21 protein-coding genes and 1 other annotated feature are annotated in these 19,414 nt (G+C 55.4%); of the genes, 20 read left to right on the top strand and 1 reads right to left on the bottom strand.

Annotation, left to right across the window (positions count from 1 at the left end):
* The first annotated feature begins 58 nt into the window (after positions 1-58).
* Positions 59-805 (top strand): CDP-diacylglycerol--serine O-phosphatidyltransferase, encoded by a 747-nt coding sequence (pssA, locus tag ACFSW5_RS19960; protein ID WP_379276962.1) that lies wholly within the window; start codon positions 59-61, stop codon positions 803-805.
* 158 nt (positions 806-963) lie between these two features.
* Here pssA and ACFSW5_RS19955 read toward each other — a convergent pair whose 3' ends face one another.
* A complete protein-coding gene (locus tag ACFSW5_RS19955; RefSeq protein ID WP_379276959.1) occupies positions 964-1,359 on the bottom strand; it encodes a DUF1573 domain-containing protein in 396 nt (131 codons plus the stop codon).
* Between the two features lie 187 nt (positions 1,360-1,546).
* Between ACFSW5_RS19955 and ACFSW5_RS19950 the strand changes: the two genes are divergently transcribed.
* From ACFSW5_RS19950 to rpoB, 19 genes are all read left to right on the top strand, one after another.
* On the top strand, positions 1,547-2,644 hold the full coding sequence (locus ACFSW5_RS19950; protein ID WP_379276957.1) for a PIN/TRAM domain-containing protein: 1,098 nt from the start codon (positions 1,547-1,549) through the stop codon (positions 2,642-2,644).
* 71 nt (positions 2,645-2,715) lie between these two features.
* Positions 2,716-3,426, top strand: coding sequence for a 2-C-methyl-D-erythritol 4-phosphate cytidylyltransferase (ispD, locus tag ACFSW5_RS19945; RefSeq protein WP_379276955.1), 711 nt, complete (start codon positions 2,716-2,718; stop codon positions 3,424-3,426).
* 22 nt (positions 3,427-3,448) lie between these two features.
* The gene (ispF, locus tag ACFSW5_RS19940; protein ID WP_379276953.1) at positions 3,449-3,928 is read left to right on the top strand and encodes a 2-C-methyl-D-erythritol 2,4-cyclodiphosphate synthase; all 480 of its coding nucleotides are present in this window, start codon (positions 3,449-3,451) and stop codon (positions 3,926-3,928) included.
* Between the two features lie 73 nt (positions 3,929-4,001).
* On the top strand, positions 4,002-5,465 hold the full coding sequence (gene gltX / locus ACFSW5_RS19935; RefSeq protein ID WP_379276951.1) for a glutamate--tRNA ligase: 1,464 nt from the start codon (positions 4,002-4,004) through the stop codon (positions 5,463-5,465).
* A gap of 543 nt (positions 5,466-6,008) precedes the next feature.
* Positions 6,009-6,668 (top strand): serine O-acetyltransferase, encoded by a 660-nt coding sequence (gene cysE, locus ACFSW5_RS19930; RefSeq protein ID WP_379276949.1) that lies wholly within the window; start codon positions 6,009-6,011, stop codon positions 6,666-6,668.
* Positions 6,665-8,104, top strand: a complete 1,440-nt coding sequence (gene cysS / locus ACFSW5_RS19925) for a cysteine--tRNA ligase (RefSeq protein WP_379276947.1) — start codon at positions 6,665-6,667, stop codon at positions 8,102-8,104. Before cysE ends, cysS begins: the two co-directional genes overlap by 4 nt.
* Entirely contained in the window at positions 8,101-8,730 is a 630-nt protein-coding gene (locus tag ACFSW5_RS19920; protein WP_379276945.1) for a Mini-ribonuclease 3, read from the top strand. Before cysS ends, ACFSW5_RS19920 begins: the two co-directional genes overlap by 4 nt.
* A gap of 10 nt (positions 8,731-8,740) precedes the next feature.
* Positions 8,741-9,526, top strand: a complete 786-nt coding sequence (rlmB, locus tag ACFSW5_RS19915; protein ID WP_379276943.1) for a 23S rRNA (guanosine(2251)-2'-O)-methyltransferase RlmB — start codon at positions 8,741-8,743, stop codon at positions 9,524-9,526.
* Positions 9,527-9,529: 3 nt separating this feature from the next.
* A complete protein-coding gene (locus tag ACFSW5_RS19910; RefSeq protein ID WP_379276941.1) occupies positions 9,530-10,054 on the top strand; it encodes an NYN domain-containing protein in 525 nt (174 codons plus the stop codon).
* Between the two features lie 167 nt (positions 10,055-10,221).
* Positions 10,222-10,872, top strand: coding sequence for an RNA polymerase sporulation sigma factor SigH (gene sigH, locus ACFSW5_RS19905; RefSeq protein WP_379276938.1), 651 nt, complete (start codon positions 10,222-10,224; stop codon positions 10,870-10,872).
* A 303-nt stretch (positions 10,873-11,175) separates the two neighbouring features.
* Positions 11,176-11,325, top strand: coding sequence for a 50S ribosomal protein L33 (gene rpmG, locus ACFSW5_RS19900; RefSeq protein WP_379276936.1), 150 nt, complete (start codon positions 11,176-11,178; stop codon positions 11,323-11,325).
* An 18-nt stretch (positions 11,326-11,343) separates the two neighbouring features.
* Positions 11,344-11,553, top strand: coding sequence for a preprotein translocase subunit SecE (gene secE / locus ACFSW5_RS19895; RefSeq protein WP_379276934.1), 210 nt, complete (start codon positions 11,344-11,346; stop codon positions 11,551-11,553).
* 23 nt (positions 11,554-11,576) lie between these two features.
* Positions 11,577-12,110, top strand: coding sequence for a transcription termination/antitermination protein NusG (nusG, locus tag ACFSW5_RS19890; protein WP_379276932.1), 534 nt, complete (start codon positions 11,577-11,579; stop codon positions 12,108-12,110).
* A 61-nt stretch (positions 12,111-12,171) separates the two neighbouring features.
* A complete protein-coding gene (rplK, locus tag ACFSW5_RS19885; protein WP_379276929.1) occupies positions 12,172-12,597 on the top strand; it encodes a 50S ribosomal protein L11 in 426 nt (141 codons plus the stop codon).
* A gap of 146 nt (positions 12,598-12,743) precedes the next feature.
* Positions 12,744-13,436 (top strand): 50S ribosomal protein L1, encoded by a 693-nt coding sequence (rplA, locus tag ACFSW5_RS19880; protein WP_379276926.1) that lies wholly within the window; start codon positions 12,744-12,746, stop codon positions 13,434-13,436.
* Positions 13,437-13,449: 13 nt separating this feature from the next.
* Positions 13,450-13,613: a sequence feature (ribosomal protein L10 leader region), on the top strand.
* Between the two features lie 58 nt (positions 13,614-13,671).
* Positions 13,672-14,169: a 50S ribosomal protein L10 gene (rplJ, locus tag ACFSW5_RS19875; RefSeq protein WP_379276924.1), complete on the top strand. Its 498-nt coding sequence runs from the start codon at positions 13,672-13,674 to the stop codon at positions 14,167-14,169.
* A gap of 94 nt (positions 14,170-14,263) precedes the next feature.
* Entirely contained in the window at positions 14,264-14,626 is a 363-nt protein-coding gene (gene rplL / locus ACFSW5_RS19870) for a 50S ribosomal protein L7/L12 (RefSeq protein ID WP_379276921.1), read from the top strand.
* Positions 14,627-14,752: 126 nt separating this feature from the next.
* Entirely contained in the window at positions 14,753-15,358 is a 606-nt protein-coding gene (locus ACFSW5_RS19865) for a class I SAM-dependent methyltransferase (RefSeq protein ID WP_379276920.1), read from the top strand.
* A 417-nt stretch (positions 15,359-15,775) separates the two neighbouring features.
* Positions 15,776-19,339 carry a DNA-directed RNA polymerase subunit beta gene (gene rpoB / locus ACFSW5_RS19860; protein ID WP_379276918.1) on the top strand — a complete coding sequence of 1,188 codons (3,564 nt, stop codon included), beginning with the start codon at positions 15,776-15,778 and terminating at the stop codon, positions 19,337-19,339.
* Positions 19,340-19,414: the final 75 nt, after the last annotated feature.

Raw genomic sequence — 19,414 nt, 5'->3', positions numbered from 1 at the left:
CCGGATGCCGGCGTTTGCGCGGCTACATTTAGGGCATAGTAGAGAAGAGGTGGAACGGATGATCACGAAGTCGATACCAAGCCTTCTCACGGCGGGGAATTTATTCCTAGGGGTCATTGCAATTATTCTCGTTTTCAATGACAAGCCGGAGAATGCGGCGATGATGGTCATCATCGCGATGCTGCTCGACGGCGTAGACGGAAGAGTTGCCCGCGCGCTCGACGCGCAAAGCGAATTCGGCAAGGAGCTGGACTCGCTCGCGGACGTAATCTCATTTGGCGTGGCCCCTGCATTTATTATGTACGTCACTTCTTTTCAACAATTGAATCCGACGCTGGCCTGGACGATTACGGCGTTGTTTCCGTTGTGCGGCGCGCTGCGTCTCGCCCGGTTCAACGTCATTTCGAGCTCCGCCGGTTATTTTATAGGGCTGCCGATTCCTGCCGCAGGCGGCGTGCTCGCCACATTGGCTTTATTCCATGAAGATATCGCCGTATCGGTGCTTGTAGCCTCGATGCTGGTGCTCGCTTTGCTGATGGTCAGCACGATCAAATACCCGAACTTTAAGAAGGTCGGCGTTTCCAAAAAAGCGCTGTGGGTCGTGCCGGTCGTTATCGCGGTTACGGTGCTGCTCGGGCTGCTGTTTCCGGATGACTTATCCAAAATTATTTTCGTTCCGCTGCTGCTTTATGCGATCTACGGGCTAAAAAAAAACGTTGACCGCCGCGGAGCGAAACGAAGACGCCGGCGTCATGCCGATCCGGAGCTGGAAGACGAGCAGAAGCAGTCGGAGCATACGGCATAACAGCACCGGTCTTAAGCTTCAAAAAGAAAAGGATGTTCCCGCTTTCGCTTGAAAGTGAGGGGCATCCTTTTTTTGCGTGAAATATAAGGTTGATTCTTTTCCTTGTCGAATCGGTTCGTCTGGCAAGGAGAAGAAGATTTCGCCAGCGTCCAAAATGTTTACGTCATGTTAAACAGGCCTAACGTGGAACATTTCGCATGTTCGCCGGCGACGACCTCGTTCATCTCGATATCCAGCAGGTTGCACATGGCGGTCATATAAAACAACGTACGGCCAAGCTCCGACTTCACGACGTCGCGGCAATGCTCGCACAGCTCGCCGGAAAGATGGCTTTCAAGCAGCGATTTGGCATCTTCCAGGCTCATATCGTCCGAATAACGCTGCCTGCGGGCATGCAGCTCGATGCAGCCGCAGTCGGTTACCGCTTTGGTAATGGCCCGGTTGACGGACGCGCCGGATTGTCCGAATTTGGACATGACGTCAAGCAAGCTTCGATGCCGAAGCAGCAGCTCGGACACTTGCTTCTGAAATTGCTCCAGCGTGGGAGTGCTCAATGGATCCACCTCTTTCATTAGCCTGTTCTGGGGATGGCGCTAAATTTCAGCTCTTCTACCATTATAATCCTCCCCTTCTTCCATTTCAAAAAGAAAAACTTTTAATGATTTTTATTGCACCGATTGCCCCTCCGGAGCGATTAGCCCGTCCATAATTGGACCATAATTGTTAGTGGAGGTGAAAATAATGGTAAGACGTATAATTCAACTAATAGGGATTGTGGCCGGTGGCATTATCGGCAGCGAGTGGCACGGTTCCATGCATGGGGCTGGCATTTGGTCGGAGCAGTCGCTTGGCTTAATGCAGCGTTCGGGAACTTATTACTTGTATGTTGCAGCTGGAGCGGTGTTCGGGATGATCATAGCGACCGCCTTCGCCGGAACGATTATTCGGGCGCTCAAGCAAGGAACGGAGCGGGCGGCCGGCTTGCCCGTTCTGGATCTGACGGCCGGCGCGGGAGGCTTGATCGCGGGCCTGCTGCTGGCTGCGTTGCTGTATCCGGCATGGGCCGGACTTGAAGGCGTGGGCCGGCTCGTGCCTGCGGTTGTGGCGCTTGGGCTCGGTTATGTGGGGCTCAGCATCGGGCTCAGCAAGAAGGAAGAGCTTGCGGCAGCGCTTGGCGCGCTCCTTGAGCGCAGAAGGGCGGAGCTTCCGAAAGACGAGGCAGGGGGCTTCGAAGAACATAAAATTTTGGACACCAGCGTCATTATCGACGGCAGAATCGCGGATATTTGCAAAACCGGGTTCATCGAAGGGACGCTTGTCATCCCGGAATTCGTGCTGGAGGAGCTGCAGCATATCGCCGATTCGTCCGATCTGCTCAAGCGGAACCGGGGACGGCGCGGACTCGACATTTTGAACAAAATCCAGAAGGAGCTTGACGTCAAAGTGCTCATCTACGAAGGCGATTTCGAAGAGATCGGCGAGGTGGACAGCAAGCTGGTCAAGCTGGCCAAGGCGCTTGGCGGCAAAGTGGTGACGAACGACTTCAACTTGAACAAGGTGTGCGAGCTGCAGGGCGTGTCCGTTCTGAACATTAACGACCTGGCGAACGCGGTTAAGCCGGTCGTGCTGCCGGGCGAAGAAATTATCGTGCAAGTGATCAAGGACGGCAAGGAGCATGGGCAAGGAGTCGCGTATCTGGACGACGGCACGATGATTGTCGTCGAGGGCGGAAGAGACTACATCGGCACGACGATGGAGGTTCTCGTCACCAGCGTGCTGCAGACGTCGGCCGGCCGAATGATATTTGCGAAGCCGAAGCTGTTGGAAAAAGCGCTGTAACAAGGTATGATAATACTATTGTTGCCGCATCCGTGCGGCGAGGGACTTTCAGCGCAAGGCAGGTTGATGGCATGGTTGGAAAATGGGGAGTCGTCCTGGTGGCGGCCGGGCGCGGCACCCGCATGGGGACGAGCGAAAGCAAGCAGTATTTGCCGCTGCGGGGCAAGCCGATTCTGGTTCATACGCTCGAAGTGTTCGAACGTATGGATGAGGTCGGGGAAATCGTCGTCGTTGCGGGCAGCGGGGAAGAAGAACGCTGCCGGCGATTGGCGGAGCAATACGGCTTGTCCAAAGTGAAGGCGGTCGTCGCCGGCGGGAGCGAGCGGCAGCATTCCGTCTATAACGGGGTTAAGGCGCTTGGCGGTCGGACGGATTGGGTCATGGTGCATGACGCTGTCCGTCCGTTTGTGACGTCTTCCGCCGTCAGAGCTTGCTGCGCCGCGGCCGAGAAGCACGGGGCGGCCGTTCTGGCCGTTCCGGTGAAAGACACGATCAAGCAGGTGGACGAAGCCGGCATGATTGCGTCGACGCCTGACCGGAAGAGCCTGTGGGCGATTCAGACGCCGCAGGCTTTTCGGCGCGGGCTGCTGACGGAGGCGCATGAGCGCGCGCGGGCGGAAGGGTTCGTCGGCACGGACGACGCGATGGCGGTGGAGCGGCTTGGCGCCCGGGTTGCGGTCGCGCAAGGCGATTATACGAACATCAAGATCACGACGCCGGACGATCTTCCGTATGCGGAGTTTTTGCTTGCGGAGCGAACGAAGCGGGAGAGCGGGCTATAGCGAGAGAGGGGATAACAAGGACATGATACGGGTAGGACAAGGGTTTGACGTGCATCAGCTGGTGGAAGGCCGGCCTTGCATCATCGGAGGAGTGACGATTCCGTACGAGAAAGGGCTGCTCGGCCACTCCGATGCGGACGTGCTTTTGCATGCGATCGCCGACGCCGTGCTTGGGGCGCTTGGACTCGGCGATATCGGCAAGCATTTTCCGGATACGGACGAAGCGTTTAAGGACGCGGACAGCTTGAAGCTGCTGGAGCGGGTATGGGAGCTTGCCAAGGAGCGGGGCTACAAGCTCGGCAACGTCGATTCGACGATTATCGCGCAGAAGCCGAAGATGGCTCCGTACATCCCGCAGATGGCCGAAATTATCGCCAAAGCTCTGGAAGCGGAAGAGCTATCGCAGGTAAACGTCAAAGCGACGACGACAGAGAAGCTCGGCTTCGCCGGACGGGGCGAAGGGATTGCGGCGCAATCGGTCGTATGTCTAGTGAAAGCTTAAAAGTTATGCTATAGTTACTTTACTTTCAAAACCTTTGAAGCGAACGGGCAGCAATGGAAGGGAGTTTATGGGAATGACACAAGAAGTGCGCGTGAGGTACGCTCCGTCGCCGACGGGCCATCTGCATATCGGGAATGCGAGAACGGCTTTATTTAATTATTTGTTTGCTAGAAACCAAGGCGGCAAGCTGATCGTCCGGATCGAGGATACCGACGTGAAGCGGAACGTGGCCGGCGGCGAAGAGAACCAGCTGAAATATTTGAAGTGGCTCGGCATCGACTGGGACGAAAGCGTGGACGTAGGGGGCGAATACGGCCCTTACCGCCAAACGGAGCGTTTGGACATTTACAAGCAGTATTGGCAGGATCTGCTCGACCGCGGGCTTGCTTATCGCTGCTACTGCACGGAAGAGGAGCTGGAGCGGGAGCGCGAGGAGCAGATGGCAAGGGGCGAGACGCCGCGTTATTCCGGCAAGCACCGCAACTTGACGGAAGAGCAGCGGAAAGCCTATGAAGCGGAAGGCCGCGTAGCCAGCATCCGCTTCCGCGTGCCGGAAGGCAAGACGTATGCGTGGGACGACATGGTCAAAGGAACGATCAGCTTCGACACCGCCGAAACCGGCGATTTCGTCATCGTCAAGAAGGACGGCATTCCGACCTACAACTTTGCCGTCGTCATCGACGATTATTTGATGAAAATCAGCCACGTGCTGCGCGGGGAAGACCATATTTCCAATACGCCGCGCCAGCTGATGATTTACGAGGCGTTCGGCTGGCAGCCGCCGCAATTCGGCCATATGACGCTGATCGTGAACGAAAGCCGCAAAAAGCTGAGCAAGCGCGACGAATCGATCATCCAGTTCATCGAGCAATACGACGGTCTCGGCTATTTGCCGGAGGCGCTGTTCAACTTTATCGCGCTGCTCGGCTGGTCGCCGGAGGGCGAACAGGAAATATTTACGCGCGAGGAGCTTATCGCCGCGTTTAACGCCCAGCGTCTTAGCAAAAGCCCTGCCGTATTCGATACGCAGAAGCTGAGCTGGATGAACAACGAATACGTGAAGAAGGCCGATCTGAACCGGATCGTCGACATGTGCCTGCCTCATCTGCGCAAGGCGGGGCTCGTATCGGCGGAGCTTAGTGCCGAGGAACGCGCATGGGTAACGGACCTGGTGGACCTGTACCAGGATAAAATGCGGTACACGGCGGAGATCGTGCCGCTCACCGGCCTCTTCTTCCAGGATGACGTGCAGGATGAAAGCGAAGCGGCGGAGGTGCTTGCGGAAGAGCAGGTGCCGGCGGTGCTTTCGGCGTTCCTCGCGCGCGTTACGGACGAATCCGCCTCCTTTACCGAGGGCGGCATTAAAGAAGCGATCAAGCAGGTGCAGAAGGAAACGGGCTTCAAGGGCAAGCAGCTCTTCATGCCGATTCGCGCGGCGCTTACGGGGCAGACGCACGGCCCGGACCTGAACCGGACGATCGTGCTGCTCGGCAAGGACAAAGTCGAGGCAAGGCTGCGGGAGAGACTCGGCCGTTAAGCCCTTATCTTGGGCGGCGGGTCCGGTCTCGCCGGCGCGCGCGCCGGCCGGGATGCCGGGCGACATAGCCTCTTGTCACTTTTAACGGTATTGGCGTATACTGTATTTGAATTCTAGGACCGCTGACAGATCTTTATATTGGCATACAAGCGATGAACAGGAAAAGTACGTTTATGCTGGGTTTGCAGAGAGGACAACCGTCATCAAAGCCGGCGTTCAACAGAGCGTTCGCAAGGAGATGTAGGCTGCAAGTTGTCTAACTCGGGTAGGCGGAACATGCGCCTGGGAGCTAAGCTTTCGAGCCGCGGAACGGCAAGTTCGTTCAGCGGGGTAGAGGGCGGCGTCTGGCCTTCGTTACGGGCTTACGAGACGGATAAATCCGAATTTGCCGGCACGCGGACCCCGCGTGCGGAGCACAAGCCTTCGGGTTTATTCAAGCAGAGTGGAACCGCGGAATACGCCTCTGCAGCTATTGGCTGCAGAGGCTTTTTCTTGTTGGTTCAAGGTTGTCTTGGTTTGCGGAGAGAGAGGAGAGGGGTGCACATGTTTCGCCAAATCCGATCGGATATCGATACGGTATTTGAGAACGATCCGGCTGCCAGAAGCCGCTTCGAGGTCATATTCACGTATTCCGGCCTTCATGCGCTGTGGGCGCATCGCGTTGCTCATGCTTTGTTCCGCAGAGGATGGTTTACGCTTGCCCGCATCGTATCTCAGTTCAGCCGTTTTATGACCGGGATCGAAATTCATCCGGGGGCGAAGATCGGCCAGCGTTTCTTTATCGACCACGGCATGGGCGTCGTGATCGGCGAAACGTGCGAGATCGGCAACGACGTCGTTATCTATCAAGGCGTTACGCTCGGAGGGACGGGCAAAGAGAAGGGCAAGCGCCATCCGACGATCGGCAACAACGTCGTGATCGGCTCAGGGGCGAAAATATTAGGTTCCTTTAAGGTTGGCGATAATTCGAATATCGGCTCGAACGCCGTCGTGCTGCGGGAAGTTCCGCCCAATTCGACCGTTGTCGGGAATCCGGGGCGCGTCGTGAAGCAAAACGGGGAGCGGGTCGGACGGCTCAATCATCATCAGCTGCCCGATCCGGTCATTGAAATGTTCCGGGATTTGCAGAAACAAATTGACGGTCTTCAGGCGCAGCTGGATGAGCTGCGGCAGCCCGTTTCAGGAGGAGAAGTAAACAAATGAGTCTTTCCATCTACAATACGTTGTCGAGAACGAAGGAAACGTTCCGTTCCATCGAGCCGGGCAAGGTGAATATGTACGTTTGCGGTCCTACCGTCTACGACTATATTCATATCGGCAATGCGCGTCCGGCGATTTTTTTCGACGTTGTGCGCCGTTATTTGGAGTTCCTCGGTTATGAAGTCAATTATGTGGTCAATTTCACCGACGTCGACGACAAGCTGATCAAGAAAGCGGAGCAGCTCGGCACGACGGTGCCGGAGGTGGCGGACCGGTTCATCGCCGCCTTCCGCGAAGACATCGAAGGGCTCGGCATTCGCAAGGCGACGGTTAACCCGCGCGTAACCGAAGAGATTCCGGAGATCGTTGCGTTTATTCAAGGTCTTGTTGACAAAGGCTATGCTTATCCGAGCGACGGAGACGTTTATTTCCGCACGTCGAAGTTCGAAGAATACGGCAAGCTTTCGCACCAGAACCTCGAGGAGCTGCAGTTCGGCATCCGGATCGAAGTCGGCGAGCGGAAGGAGAACCCCGCGGACTTCGTGCTCTGGAAGGGAGCCAAGCCGGGCGAAATCAAGTGGGATAGCCCGTGGGGGCCGGGCCGTCCGGGCTGGCATATCGAATGCTCCGCGATGGCGCTCAAATACGCAGGCGATACGCTGGACATTCACGGCGGCGGACACGACCTGCAGTTCCCGCATCACGAGTGCGAGGTCGCGCAATCGGAATCGCTGAACGGCAAGCCGCTGGCCAACTATTGGATGCATAACGGCTATCTGCACATCAACAACGAGAAAATGTCGAAATCGCTCGGCAACGGGATCACGGTACACGAGCTGCTGAAGCGGGTGAAGCCGCAGGCGATCCGGTATTTCATGCTTTCGGCGCATTACCGCAGCCCGCTCAACTTCAGCGACGACGCGATCGCCCAAGCGGAAAAAAGCGTGGAGCGGATTGCGAACTGCGCCGCGAGCCTGCAGCATCGGCTGACGGCGGCAGGGGACGATAAGGCGCCCGTAACGGGTTCGGAGGCGCCGCTGCCGAGCGGAGACGCCGAGCTCGATGCGAAGCTGGCCGCCATTCTGGCGCAATTCAAAGCGAAGCTGGACGACGACTTCAATACGCCGGACGCGATTACCGCCTTGTTCGAGCTCGTCGCCGAAGCGAACCAATACATGAATCGCAGCGATGCTGCGGCCGCCGGCTTCAAGTCGGCGCTCCACCTGCTGGAGACGATGGATCGGGTGCTGGGCCTGCTGCCGGACGCATCGGCCGAAGCCGAGCTGCTTGATGAGGAGATCGAGCAGCTGATCGCCGAGCGCACTGCGGCCCGCGCCGCGAAAAACTGGGGGAGAGCCGATGAAATTCGGGATCTGCTGACCGCCAAAGGCATTTTGCTCGAGGATACGCCGCAAGGGATCCGTTGGCGGCGCAAATGAGCGAACGGAACGATACGATGAACTTGGACAACGTTTTGAACGAGGATGGAGATAGATTGACCTATGAAGGCGCGAACGAACCGGCCGGCCACGGGAGCGCGGGCACGGACGAAACCTGGCCCGGCCGCTCCGAAGCCGATGCGGACCGTCAGCCGGAAGCCGGCGGCGCCGAAGCCGGTTCGTTCGAACCGGTCGGCGGTCCGGCGGCGGGCGAAAGCCCGTTCCCGTTCTATCCGCCGTCCAAGCCGGCCAAGCTGATGAATCCCGTCATTCTCGCTTATGTGGGCGATGCGGTATTTGAGCTGATGGTCAGACAATATCTGGTGGCCGGCGCCAATCACAAGTCGCATTATTTGCACAAGGAAGCGACCTCGTACGTTTCCGCGAAAGCGCAGCGGAGATGGCTGGAGCTGTGGCAGCCGCTGCTGACGGAAGAGGAGCTGGACGTGGTGCGGCGGGGACGCAACGCGAAGTCGGGCAATCCTCCGAAAAACGCCGATCCGGCGGACTACAGGCAGGCGACGGCGCTGGAGTGCCTGGTAGGCTATTTGTTTTACGAGGGCCGCGCAGACAGGCTGCAGCAGCTGTTCGCCGCGGGCTTGAAAGACGGCGCAGCAGGAAATTAGGAGGACTACGATGACGAACCGCAAGCAGCATTTGAACACGAACTTGAACGACCCGAACGCGGACGAGCTGATCGCCGGCAAGCATCCGGTGCTGGAAGCGCTCCGATCGGGGCGGGAAATCAATAAAATATGGATTGCCGAAAACGCGCAAAAGCATTTGACGATGCCGATCGTCGCGGAAGCCAAAAAGCTCGGAATCGTCGTGCAGCATGTCGACAAGCGCAAGCTGGACAGCATGGCGCAAGGGGTGCAGCACCAAGGAATCGTCGCCCAAGCCGCCGCGTACCGGTACGCGGAGGTCGAGGATTTGCTCGCGCGGGCGGCGGAGCGGGGCGAAACGCCGTTTCTGCTGCTGCTGGACGAAATCGAGGATCCGCATAATTTGGGCTCGATCTTGCGGACGGCGGAATGCACCGGGGTTCACGGCGTCATTATCCCGAAGCGCCGCTCCGCGGCGATGACGGCGACGGTGCTCAAAACGTCGGCCGGAGCGGCCGAGCACGTGCCGGTCGCACGGGTGACGAATCTCGCCCAGACGATCGACCGGCTGAAAGAGGAAGGCGTATGGATCGCGGGGACGGATGTCGCCGCCGAGCAAGACGTTTACGATACCCGGCTCGATCTGCCGCTCGGCATCGTCATCGGCAACGAGAGCAAAGGCGTCGGCCGGCTCATCAAGGAGAAATGCGATTTTCTCGTGAAGCTTCCGATGCGGGGGCAGTTGAATTCGCTTAACGCTTCCGTCGCGGCGGGCGTGCTGATGTACGAGGTCGTCAGACAGCGGCGGAGCGGGTAGGAAATGAGCCGGCGCGACGATATACTGATCGTGGACGGCTATAATATCATCGGGGCGTGGCCGATGCTTGCCGTCCTGAAGGATACCGAGCTGGAGGAAGCGCGGGACAAGCTGCTGGACATGCTGGCCGACTACCAAGGCTTCTCGGGAAGAAAGGTTTACGTCGTGTTCGACGCGCATCAGGTGCCCGGGCTGGGCGCTTCGTATTCGCAGCACAAGCTGACCGTCGTTTATACGAAGGAGAAGGAAACGGCGGACGAATGCATCGAAAGGCTCGTTACGGAGCTTTTCTCCCGCCGGACCAACATTTACGTAGCTACGTCCGACCTGGTCGAGCAGCACGTCATCTTCGGCAGGGGAGCGCTGCGCGTGTCGGCGAGGGAGCTTCTGATCGAGGTAAAGCATAACCGTCACGTCATGGAGCAGCGGCTGAAGGAAGAGAAGCGGACGAAGCGCAATTCGCTGGAGGGGATCGTAAGCCCGGAGGTGCGCTCCCAGCTTGAGAAATGGCGCCGCGGAGACCTATGACGAAAAAAGGAAATGAATCCCTTCCGGTTACAAAATTAGTATGAAAAGTTGTCTCCTTACTGGCAAATCGGTTGACTGGATAAGGTTACATAATATATACTGGCACTATATTTGCTGGATGCAAGGCCATCCGGCAGTGTACGCCTTGCAGGCCGGAGGGATTGTTCGTGAGCATCGACCTCAAAGAATGGAGTACGCTGGATTACGACTGCAGTACGGACGAGGAGATCGTCGAGGCGGTCCGCAATGGCGACAGCTTAGCGCTGGAATACTTGATCAATAAGTACAAGAACTTCGTTCGAGCCAAGGCGCGGACCTACTTTTTGATCGGCGCGGATCGCGAGGATATCGTGCAGGAAGGCATGATAGGCTTGTACAAGTCGATTCGCGATTTTAAAGGAGACAAGCTCGCAAGCTTCAAAGCTTTCGCGGAGCTGTGCATCACCAGGCAGATTATAACCGCTATCAAGACGGCGACCAGACAGAAGCATATTCCGCTTAATTCTTATGTTTCGCTGGACAAGCCGATTTACGACGAGGATTCCGACCGGACGCTGCTCGACGTCATTTGCGGCACGCGGGTGTCCGATCCGGAGGAGCTGATCATTAACCGCGAGGAGTTCAGCGGGCTCGAGGATAAGATGTCCGAAATTTTGAGCGATCTCGAACGGAAAGTGCTGATGCATTATTTGGACGGAAGGTCGTATCAGGAAATAGCCGTCGATCTCGACCGGCACGTCAAGTCGATCGACAACGCTTTGCAGCGGGTGAAGAGGAAGCTGGAACGCTATCTCGAAATCCGGGACATTAGCGGATAACGGAATTATAGGATCATTGGAAGAGGACTGTCTGACCGATTCGCCCAAGCGCGATTCGGTTTCGGACAGTCTTTGTTGTTTTAAATCCCGAGGATTGTGACGATACTGCTAGAGAATCCCGATGTTGCCGCGTTTTCCAATAAATAGACGGCGGTCCAATATCGTTGACAGTAAAAATGCCATGTGATAAAGTGTTTAGGTAGGCCTGAAACTAGAAGGTTTTTTTCAGTCGGGCACATGAGTCGATGATGTTATATTAGCTTCATGATTCATACTTAGTAGCAGTTCGGGAGGTGTACTTCAATGCGGGTAATTATCACGTTGGCTTGCACAAACTGCAAACAAAGAAACTATACGAGCACCAAAAACAAGCGCAACCACCCCGACCGCATCGAGTTGAAGAAGTTTTGCAAGTTCTGTAACGAGCAGACTCCTCATCGCGAGACGAGATAGTCATTTGGAGGTGTTAGCGTGGCGTTTATTGCTAATCTGAAGCGAAGCTTCGGGAAAACGTTCGGTTTCTTTACCGACAGCTGGGCAGAGCTGAAGAAAGTCCGCTGGCCAAATCGTAAAGAGTTGACAAGCTATACGATCGTTGTGCTTGTAACGGTCTTGTTTGCGACGATTTACTTTTGGGTTCTTGACATCGGGATCTCAAGTTTGGTTGAACTGATTGTTTAAGAAGGGTCCAAAGGTGGATTGTAATGGAAAAAAGATGGTATGTCGTGCACACTTACTCTGGCTATGAGAACAAGGTCAAAGCCAATTTGGAGCGCCGCGTAGAATCGATGGGCATGGAGGATAAAATCTTCCGCGTGCTCGTCCCGATGGAAGAGGAACTGGTAGACAAGGATGGCAAGAAGAAGACGGTCATGCGCAAAGTCTACCCGGGATACGTCCTCGTGGAAATGATTCAAACCGACGATTCCTGGTATGTGGTTCGCAATACGCCGGGTGTGACAGGATTCGTAGGGTCGACGGGCTCGGGCTCGAAGCCGATTCCGCTTTTGCCGGAAGAGGTGGACCAGATTCTGAAGCATATGGGTATGGAAGAGCCGAAGCCGAAGATCGAGTTCGATCTGAAGGAGACCGTTCGCGTCAAAGTAGGTCCTTTCGCGGACTTTGTCGGCACGGTAGAAGAAATTCTAACCGACAAGGCGAAGCTGAAGGTTCACGTGAACATGTTTGGTAGGGAAACCCCGCTTGAGCTTGACTATACTCAGGTGGAGAAGATATAATTGTCCGGTTTCCATTAGCAAGCCGTCACCGCTAGGATATCAAGGCAAGGAGGTGTAAGTCATGGCAAAGAAAGTCATCAAGCTTGTAAAACTGCAAGTACCAGCTGGCAAAGCGAATCCGGCTCCGCCAATCGGTCCTGCCCTTGGTCAAGCGGGCGTTAACATTATGGCATTCTGTAAAGAATTCAATGCTCGTACTGCTGATCAAGCCGGTCTGATCATTCCGGTCGTTATCACGGTGTTTGAAGATCGTTCGTTCACGTTCGAAACGAAAACTCCGCCGGCAGCTGTCCTTCTTCGCGTAGCAGCAGGAATCGAAAAAGGTTCCGGCGAGCCGAACAAGAAGAAAGTCGCTACCGTGAAACGCGACAAAGTCCGCGAAATCGCCGAGCAAAAAATGCCGGACCTGAATGCGGCATCCGTCGAAGCAGCAATGAAGATGGTCGAAGGAACCGCTCGCAGCATGGGTATCACGATCGCCGACTAATTGATAGTCGCAACCGCAATCCGTTTAGGATGCGGCTTAAGGGCGCCGCACAGGCATGCCCGAACCGTCTGGCGTACGGCCAGGCGGGTGGGAGGATTTTCCTTAGGAGGATTTTCCGCTATACCACGTAAGGAGGAGAATGTATAATGGCTAAGCACGGCAAAAAGTATTTGGAAGCCGCTAAGCTGATCAACAGCGAAGCGACTTACGAGCCGCTTGAAGCGATTGAGCTCGTGAAGAAAGCAGCGACTGCCAAATTCGACGAATCCGTTGAAGTTGCAGTTCGCTTGGGCGTAGACCCTCGTAAGCAAGACCAGGCAGTCCGCGGCGTTGTTGTACTTCCGCACGGCACTGGTAAAACGAAACGCGTCCTCGTATTCGCGAAAGGCGACAAGGCGAAGGAAGCGGAAGCTGCAGGCGCCGACTATGTAGGCGATGCAGACATGATCAACAAAATCCAACAAGGCTGGTTCGAATTCGACGTCTGCGTAGCGACGCCGGACATGATGGCTGAAGTTGGTAAGCTCGGCCGTATTCTCGGCGGTAAAGGCCTCATGCCTAACCCGAAAGCGGGTACCGTAACGTTCGACGTTACGAAAGCCGTTCAAGAGATTAAAGCCGGTAAAATCGAGTACCGTCTCGACAAAGCAGGTCAAATCCATGCGCCGATCGGCAAAGTGTCCTTCGATGCAGAGAAGCTGAACGAAAACCTTCGCACTCTCATCGACGCGCTGAACCGTGCAAAACCGGCAGCAGCTAAAGGGGTTTACCTGAAAAACATTTCGGTGTCTTCGACGATGGGCCCTGGCGCTCGCGTTTCCACGGCGGCATTCCGCTAAGAAGCACGAAACTGAATATCGAACATGCATACCGTAGACAGTAGGTGCCGGTAACGGCTTAATTTCCTACCGAGGTGTTATGATAAAGCGTTTGTGTGCGGCATCGGCTTAAACGGCCCGTGCCGTGAACGAACCGTCATGGCCTTCGCTACGTGCGGAGGCTTTTCTCATGCACCCTGAGCAAGAGACTTGTCATGAACGGGATGTACAATTCACCAAACAGGGGGTGTACAATTTGGCTAACGCTAAGATTATTCAAGGCAAACAACAAGCAGTTGAAGAAATCTCTTCGAAACTGCGCGAAAGCACGACGACGGTCGTAGCGGACTACCGCGGTTTGAACGTAGCGCAAGTTACGGAACTCCGTAAACAGCTTCGCGAAGCCGGCGTTGAGTTCCAAGTTCTGAAGAACACGCTCGTTCGCCGTGCTACGGAAGCGGCTGAGTTGTCGGAACTGAACGGAGTATTGACGGGTCCTACCGCGATCGCGTTCAGCAAAGAGGACGCAGTTGCTCCTGCGAAAATCCTGAACGATTTCGCGAAAAAGAACGAAGCGCTCAAGCTGAAAGGCGGCGTCGTTGAAGGCCGCGTCGTAGGCATCGACCAAATCAAGGCACTGGCAGAGCTTCCTTCCCGCGAAGGTTTGCTGTCCATGCTCCTCAGCGTCCTGCAAGCGCCTATGCGCAACTTCGCCCTTGCGGTTAAGGCAGTCGCAGAGAAACAAGAAGCGTAATCGCGCTTTAAGCGTTAAGCACGTAAATTCGGCTGCCGGCTGATGCCGGTTTAAGCCAAACCAACTAAAACAAATTCAATTTGGAGGTTCTACCATGAGCAAAGAGCAAATCTTGGAAGCCATTAAAGGCATGTCCGTTCTTGAACTGAACGATCTCGTTAAAGCAATCGAAGAAGAATTCGGCGTAACGGCTGCTGCACCGGTAGCGGTTGTAGCTGGCGGCGGCGCTGCTGAAGCTGCTGAACAAAGCGAATTCGACGTAATCCTGGCTAACGCCGGCGCTTCGAAAATCAACGTTATCAAAGTTGTTCGCGAAATCACGGGTCTCGGCCTGAAAGAAGCGAAAGAACTGGTTGACGGCGCTCCGAAGCCAATCAAAGAAAAAGTGGCTAAAGAAGAAGCAGAAAGCATCAAAGCTAAGCTTGAAGAAGCTGGCGCTACTGTAGAAGTGAAGTAATAGAAGCGTACCAACGCGCTATACTTCCTGAATATGACGAACCCCTTGAGACGCTGCGTTTCGAGGGGTTCGTCGTATGTTTTTCTCCATCAACCTACCACTACCCATGTGCAGGAGGGCTTATGAATGGCTGATCACTATTATTCCAAAACGCCGTCGGCCAAGTCCGACCGGCATACGGTAGAGACGACGATCCGCGGACTAACGTTCCGATTTGTGACGGATGCGGGCGTTTTTTCGAAAACGGGCGTGGATTACGGCAGCCGGGTGCTGCTGGAGGCTCTGATCCTCGCGGACGATGCTAAAGTTCTCGATGTCGGCTGCGGCTACGGGCCTATCGGGCTTACGGCGGCCAAGCTGGCGCCGCGCGGGCATGTGACGATGATCGACATTAACGAACGGGCGGTAGAGCTCGCTCGTCATAATGCGAAGCTGAACGGAATCGCGAACGTTTCGATTATGCAGAGCGATCTTTACGAGAATGTCAAAGAAGGGACATTCGACTCGATTGTCAGCAACCCGCCGATTCGCGCCGGGAAAGCGGTCGTTCACCGTATTTTCGAGGAAGGCTACGAAAGGCTTGCGCCGGGAGGCAGCATGTGGATCGTCATTCAAAAGAAGCAAGGAGCTCCTTCGGCAGAAGCGAAATTGCAGTCGCTGTTCGGACAAGTGGACGAAGTGACGAAAGATAAAGGTTACCGGATTTTTCGCGCGGTGAAAACGGGGCCGTAAGCTCCGTTTTCCCGAACGTTTCGGACGTTGGCCGGAAGTGTGGCAGCCGTTTGTTTAGAAGCGGAATCCCTAAAAAGACCGGAAATCAGATAAATTTTGGAACAAAATTTAAATAATTGACTTGACTTTTCGAATGTGATAATATTATAAAATGTCAGCATTAAATTGGGCTCAATATCTTTAGTTGGTTAAAATGTCAAGCGCAAATTTTTAAGGCACGATGCATATTTCCTTTGCGATTGACGTATAATGTTTACATTTTGGGCAAAATTACTTGATATGAGGCCGTGGCGCCTTTGTTCGCGCGTGGCCGGCTCCCGGAACATGCTCTTTTTTCGAAACCATTCGATAAGGGCTTTTCTTTATTTGAAGAAATATCGTTTGCCGGAAGCGGAATATCGATGCTGTGAGACAGACATGAGGGGTGAGGTAAAGTTGGCAGGACAACTTGTTCAGTATGGTCGGCGCACGCGTAGAAGCTATGCCCGAATCAACGAGGTTCTGGAGGTCCCTAACCTAATTGAAATCCAACAAAAATCGTACGAGAAGTTTCTGGAAACGGATCTGCTTGAACTGTTCCAAGATATCTCGCCGATTCAGGACTTTACGGGAAATCTATCGCTTGAGTTTATCGATTACAGCTTGGGCGAACCGAAATATTCGGTCGATGATTCGAAGGAACGCGATGTGACGTATGCCGCTCCATTACGCGTAAAGGTGCGGCTGTTCAACAAGGAAACCGGCGAAGTGAAGGAACAAGAAGTGTTCATGGGTGACTTCCCGTTGATGACCGAAACCGGCACGTTTATTATTAACGGGGCGGAACGGGTTATCGTCAGTCAATTGGTTCGATCCCCAAGTGTATACTTCAGCACGAAAGTCGACAAAAACGGGAAAAAGACCTACACGGCTACCGTTATTCCGAATCGCGGCGCTTGGCTGGAGCTCGAAACCGACGCGAAGGACATCATTTACGTGCGGATCGACCGTACGCGCAAAATTCCGGTAACGGTATTGCTGCGCGCACTCGGTTTCGGCACGGACGCTGAAATTTTGGAGCTGCTCGGCAACGACGAATATATTCGCAATACGCTGGATAAAGACAATACCGACTCGACGGAGAAAGCGCTGATCGAAATTTACGAGCGCCTTCGTCCGGGCGAACCGCCGACATTGGATAACGCAAGAAGCTTGCTCGTGGCGCGCTTCTTCGATCCGAAGCGCTATGACCTGGCGAATGTGGGCCGGTATAAAATAAACAAAAAGCTTCACATCAAAAACCGTCTGTTCAACCAACGTCTGGCCGAACCTTTGGTGGATCCGGATACGGGCGAAATTATCGCCGAAACCGGCCAGGTGATCGACCGCAGACTGTTGGATGAAATTTTGGACCGCCTGGAGAAAAACGTCGGATTCAAGACGTATCATGTCGCCGGCGGCGTTCTCGAGAACGACAGCATCCCGCTGCAAGCCGTGAACGTGTTCTCGCCGCTCGACGAATCCAAGGTGATCAAGGTCATTTCGAACGGCATTATCGACAAATCCGTCAAGCATATTACGCCTGCGGATATTATCGCATCCATAAACTATTTCATTAACCTGCTGCACGGCATCGGCAACACGGACGACATCGACCATCTGGGCAACCGCCGTCTCCGTTCCGTGGGCGAGCTGCTGCAGAACCAGTTCCGCATCGGTTTGTCCCGTATGGAACGCGTCGTGCGCGAAAGAATGTCGATCCAGGACGCCAATGCGATCACGCCGCAGGCGCTGATCAACATACGTCCGGTTATCGCTTCGATCAAGGAGTTCTTCGGTTCGTCGCAGTTGTCCCAATTCATGGACCAAACGAACCCGCTGGCGGAGTTGACGCACAAACGCCGCTTGTCCGCGCTTGGACCGGGCGGTTTGACGCGCGAGCGCGCCGGCATGGAAGTGCGCGACGTCCATCCGTCCCATTACGGCCGGATGTGTCCGATCGAGACGCCGGAAGGACCGAACATCGGTCTGATCAACTCGTTGTCCACGTATGCGCGGATCAACGAATACGGCTTTATCGAAGCGCCTTACCGCTGGGTGGATCCGAAGACCGGCAAAGTGACCGATCAGGTTACGTATATGACCGCCGACGAAGAAGAAAACTACGTCGTTGGCCAGGCGAACACGCAGTTGAACGAAGACAACACGTTTGCCGACGAGTTCAACATCGTTCGTTATAACAAACAGGCCGACAACATCCTGACGATGCCGTCCAACCGGATCGACTATATCGATGTGTCGCCGAAGCAGGTCGTATCGGTCGCGACGGCGCTCATTCCGTTCCTCGAGAACGACGACTCCAACCGCGCGCTCATGGGATCGAACATGCAGCGGCAAGCCGTTCCGCTTCTCGTGCCGAAAGCTCCGTTTGTCGGAACCGGCATGGAGCATAAGGCGGCCAAGGATTCGGGTGTATGTATTGTATCCAAGTACGACGGAATTATTGAACGGGTAACCGCGAACGAAATTTGGCTGCGCCGCGTGGAAGAAGTGGACGGCAAAACCGTTAACGGCGACCTGGTGAAGTATAAAATCCATAAATTCATGCGCTCCAACCAAGGTACGTGCATTAACCAACGCCCGATCGTGCGCAAGGGCGACGTCATCAAAAAAGGCGATATTTTGGCGGACGGACCTTCGACGGAGCAAGGCGAATTGGCGCTTGGCCGCAACGTTGTCGTTGCGTTCATGACGTGGGAAGGCTACAACTACGAGGACGCCATTCTGCTTAGCGAAAAGCTCGTGAAGGAAGACGTGTACACGTCCATTCACATTGAGGAATACGAGTCCGAAGCGCGCGACACGAAGCTCGGACCGGAAGAAATTACGCGCGACATCCCGAACGTCGGCGAAGAAGCGCTGAAAAATCTCGACGAGCGCGGCATTATCCGCGTCGGCGCGGAAATCGGCGCCGGCGACATTCTGGTCGGCAAAGTAACGCCGAAGGGCGTTACGGAGCTTACGGCCGAGGAACGGCTGCTGCACGCGATCTTCGGCGAGAAGGCGCGCGAAGTTCGCGATACGTCGCTGCGCGTGCCGCACGGTACCGACGGCATCGTCGTGGACGTGAAGGTGTTCACGCGCGAGAACGGCGACGAGCTGCCGCCGGGCGTCAATCAGCTGGTGCGCGTCTACATCGCGCAGAAGCGTAAAATTTCGCAAGGCGATAAGATGGCCGGACGTCACGGCAACAAAGGGGTTATCGCCCGCATTATGCCGGAAGAGGATATGCCGTTCCTGCCGGACGGCACGCCTGTCGAAGTCGTGCTGAACCCGCTTGGCGTTCCTTCCCGGATGAACATCGGCCAGGCGTTCGAAGTCCATCTCGGCATGGCCTGCAAGCTGCTCGGCATTCACGCGGCGACGCCGGTATTCGACGGCGCCCGCGAGAACGACGTATTCGATACGCTCGAAGAAGCCGGCATGCAGCGCAACGGCAAGACGGTGCTGTACGACGGACGTACGGGCGAAATGTTCGAACGCGAAGTAACTGTCGGCGTCATGTACATGATCAAGCTGGCGCACATGGTTGACGATAAAATCCACGCCCGTTCGACGGGTCCATACTCTCTCGTTACGCAGCAGCCGCTGGGCGGTAAAGCGCAGTTCGGCGGACAACGCTTCGGGGAGATGGAAGTGTGGGCGCTTGAAGCTTACGGCGCCGCGCATACGCTGCAAGAGATTCTTACCGTTAAATCGGACGACGTGGTCGGCCGCGTGAAGACGTACGAATCGATCGTTAAAGGCGAGAACGTGCCGGAGCCGGGCGTTCCGGAGTCGTTCAAAGTATTGATCAAAGAGCTTCAAAGTCTCGGCATGGACGTGAAGATCCTGTCCGAGAACGAAGAGGAAATCGAGATGAGAGAATCGGACGACGACGACGACGCGGCGGGCGACAAGCTCAATCTCAATCTGGAAGGCGCAGAAGTTGGCGCGGAATAACATTTGAAGGCACGGCTCCTGGCGGCAACGAGACTGGTTCGCCGGGAGCCACCTGCGACTATAGCTATACATGAC

It is taken from the genome of Paenibacillus thailandensis (assembly GCF_042685365.1).
GTDB lineage: Bacteria > Bacillota > Bacilli > Paenibacillales > Paenibacillaceae > Paenibacillus_AP > Paenibacillus_AP thailandensis.
Note: the sequence above shows the minus strand (reverse complement) of the source record. Positions and strands in the feature narration are given on the sequence as shown.

Coding starts and splice junctions, on each gene's coding strand:
- rplA (WP_379276926.1), top strand. CDS start 12,744: ATGGCTAAGCACGGCAAAAAGTATTTGGAAGCCGCTAAGCTGATCAAC.
- gltX (WP_379276951.1), top strand. CDS start 4,002: ATGACACAAGAAGTGCGCGTGAGGTACGCTCCGTCGCCGACGGGCCAT.
- rpmG (WP_379276936.1), top strand. CDS start 11,176: ATGCGGGTAATTATCACGTTGGCTTGCACAAACTGCAAACAAAGAAAC.
- cysS (WP_379276947.1), top strand. CDS start 6,665: ATGAGTCTTTCCATCTACAATACGTTGTCGAGAACGAAGGAAACGTTC.
- pssA (WP_379276962.1), top strand. CDS start 59: ATGATCACGAAGTCGATACCAAGCCTTCTCACGGCGGGGAATTTATTC.
- rlmB (WP_379276943.1), top strand. CDS start 8,741: ATGACGAACCGCAAGCAGCATTTGAACACGAACTTGAACGACCCGAAC.
- ACFSW5_RS19920 (WP_379276945.1), top strand. CDS start 8,101: ATGAGCGAACGGAACGATACGATGAACTTGGACAACGTTTTGAACGAG.
- ACFSW5_RS19910 (WP_379276941.1), top strand. CDS start 9,530: ATGAGCCGGCGCGACGATATACTGATCGTGGACGGCTATAATATCATC.
- ispD (WP_379276955.1), top strand. CDS start 2,716: ATGGTTGGAAAATGGGGAGTCGTCCTGGTGGCGGCCGGGCGCGGCACC.
- rpoB (WP_379276918.1), top strand. CDS start 15,776: ATGAGGGGTGAGGTAAAGTTGGCAGGACAACTTGTTCAGTATGGTCGG.
- ispF (WP_379276953.1), top strand. CDS start 3,449: ATGATACGGGTAGGACAAGGGTTTGACGTGCATCAGCTGGTGGAAGGC.
- cysE (WP_379276949.1), top strand. CDS start 6,009: ATGTTTCGCCAAATCCGATCGGATATCGATACGGTATTTGAGAACGAT.
- ACFSW5_RS19865 (WP_379276920.1), top strand. CDS start 14,753: ATGGCTGATCACTATTATTCCAAAACGCCGTCGGCCAAGTCCGACCGG.
- ACFSW5_RS19950 (WP_379276957.1), top strand. CDS start 1,547: ATGGTAAGACGTATAATTCAACTAATAGGGATTGTGGCCGGTGGCATT.
- rplL (WP_379276921.1), top strand. CDS start 14,264: ATGAGCAAAGAGCAAATCTTGGAAGCCATTAAAGGCATGTCCGTTCTT.
- nusG (WP_379276932.1), top strand. CDS start 11,577: ATGGAAAAAAGATGGTATGTCGTGCACACTTACTCTGGCTATGAGAAC.
- rplK (WP_379276929.1), top strand. CDS start 12,172: ATGGCAAAGAAAGTCATCAAGCTTGTAAAACTGCAAGTACCAGCTGGC.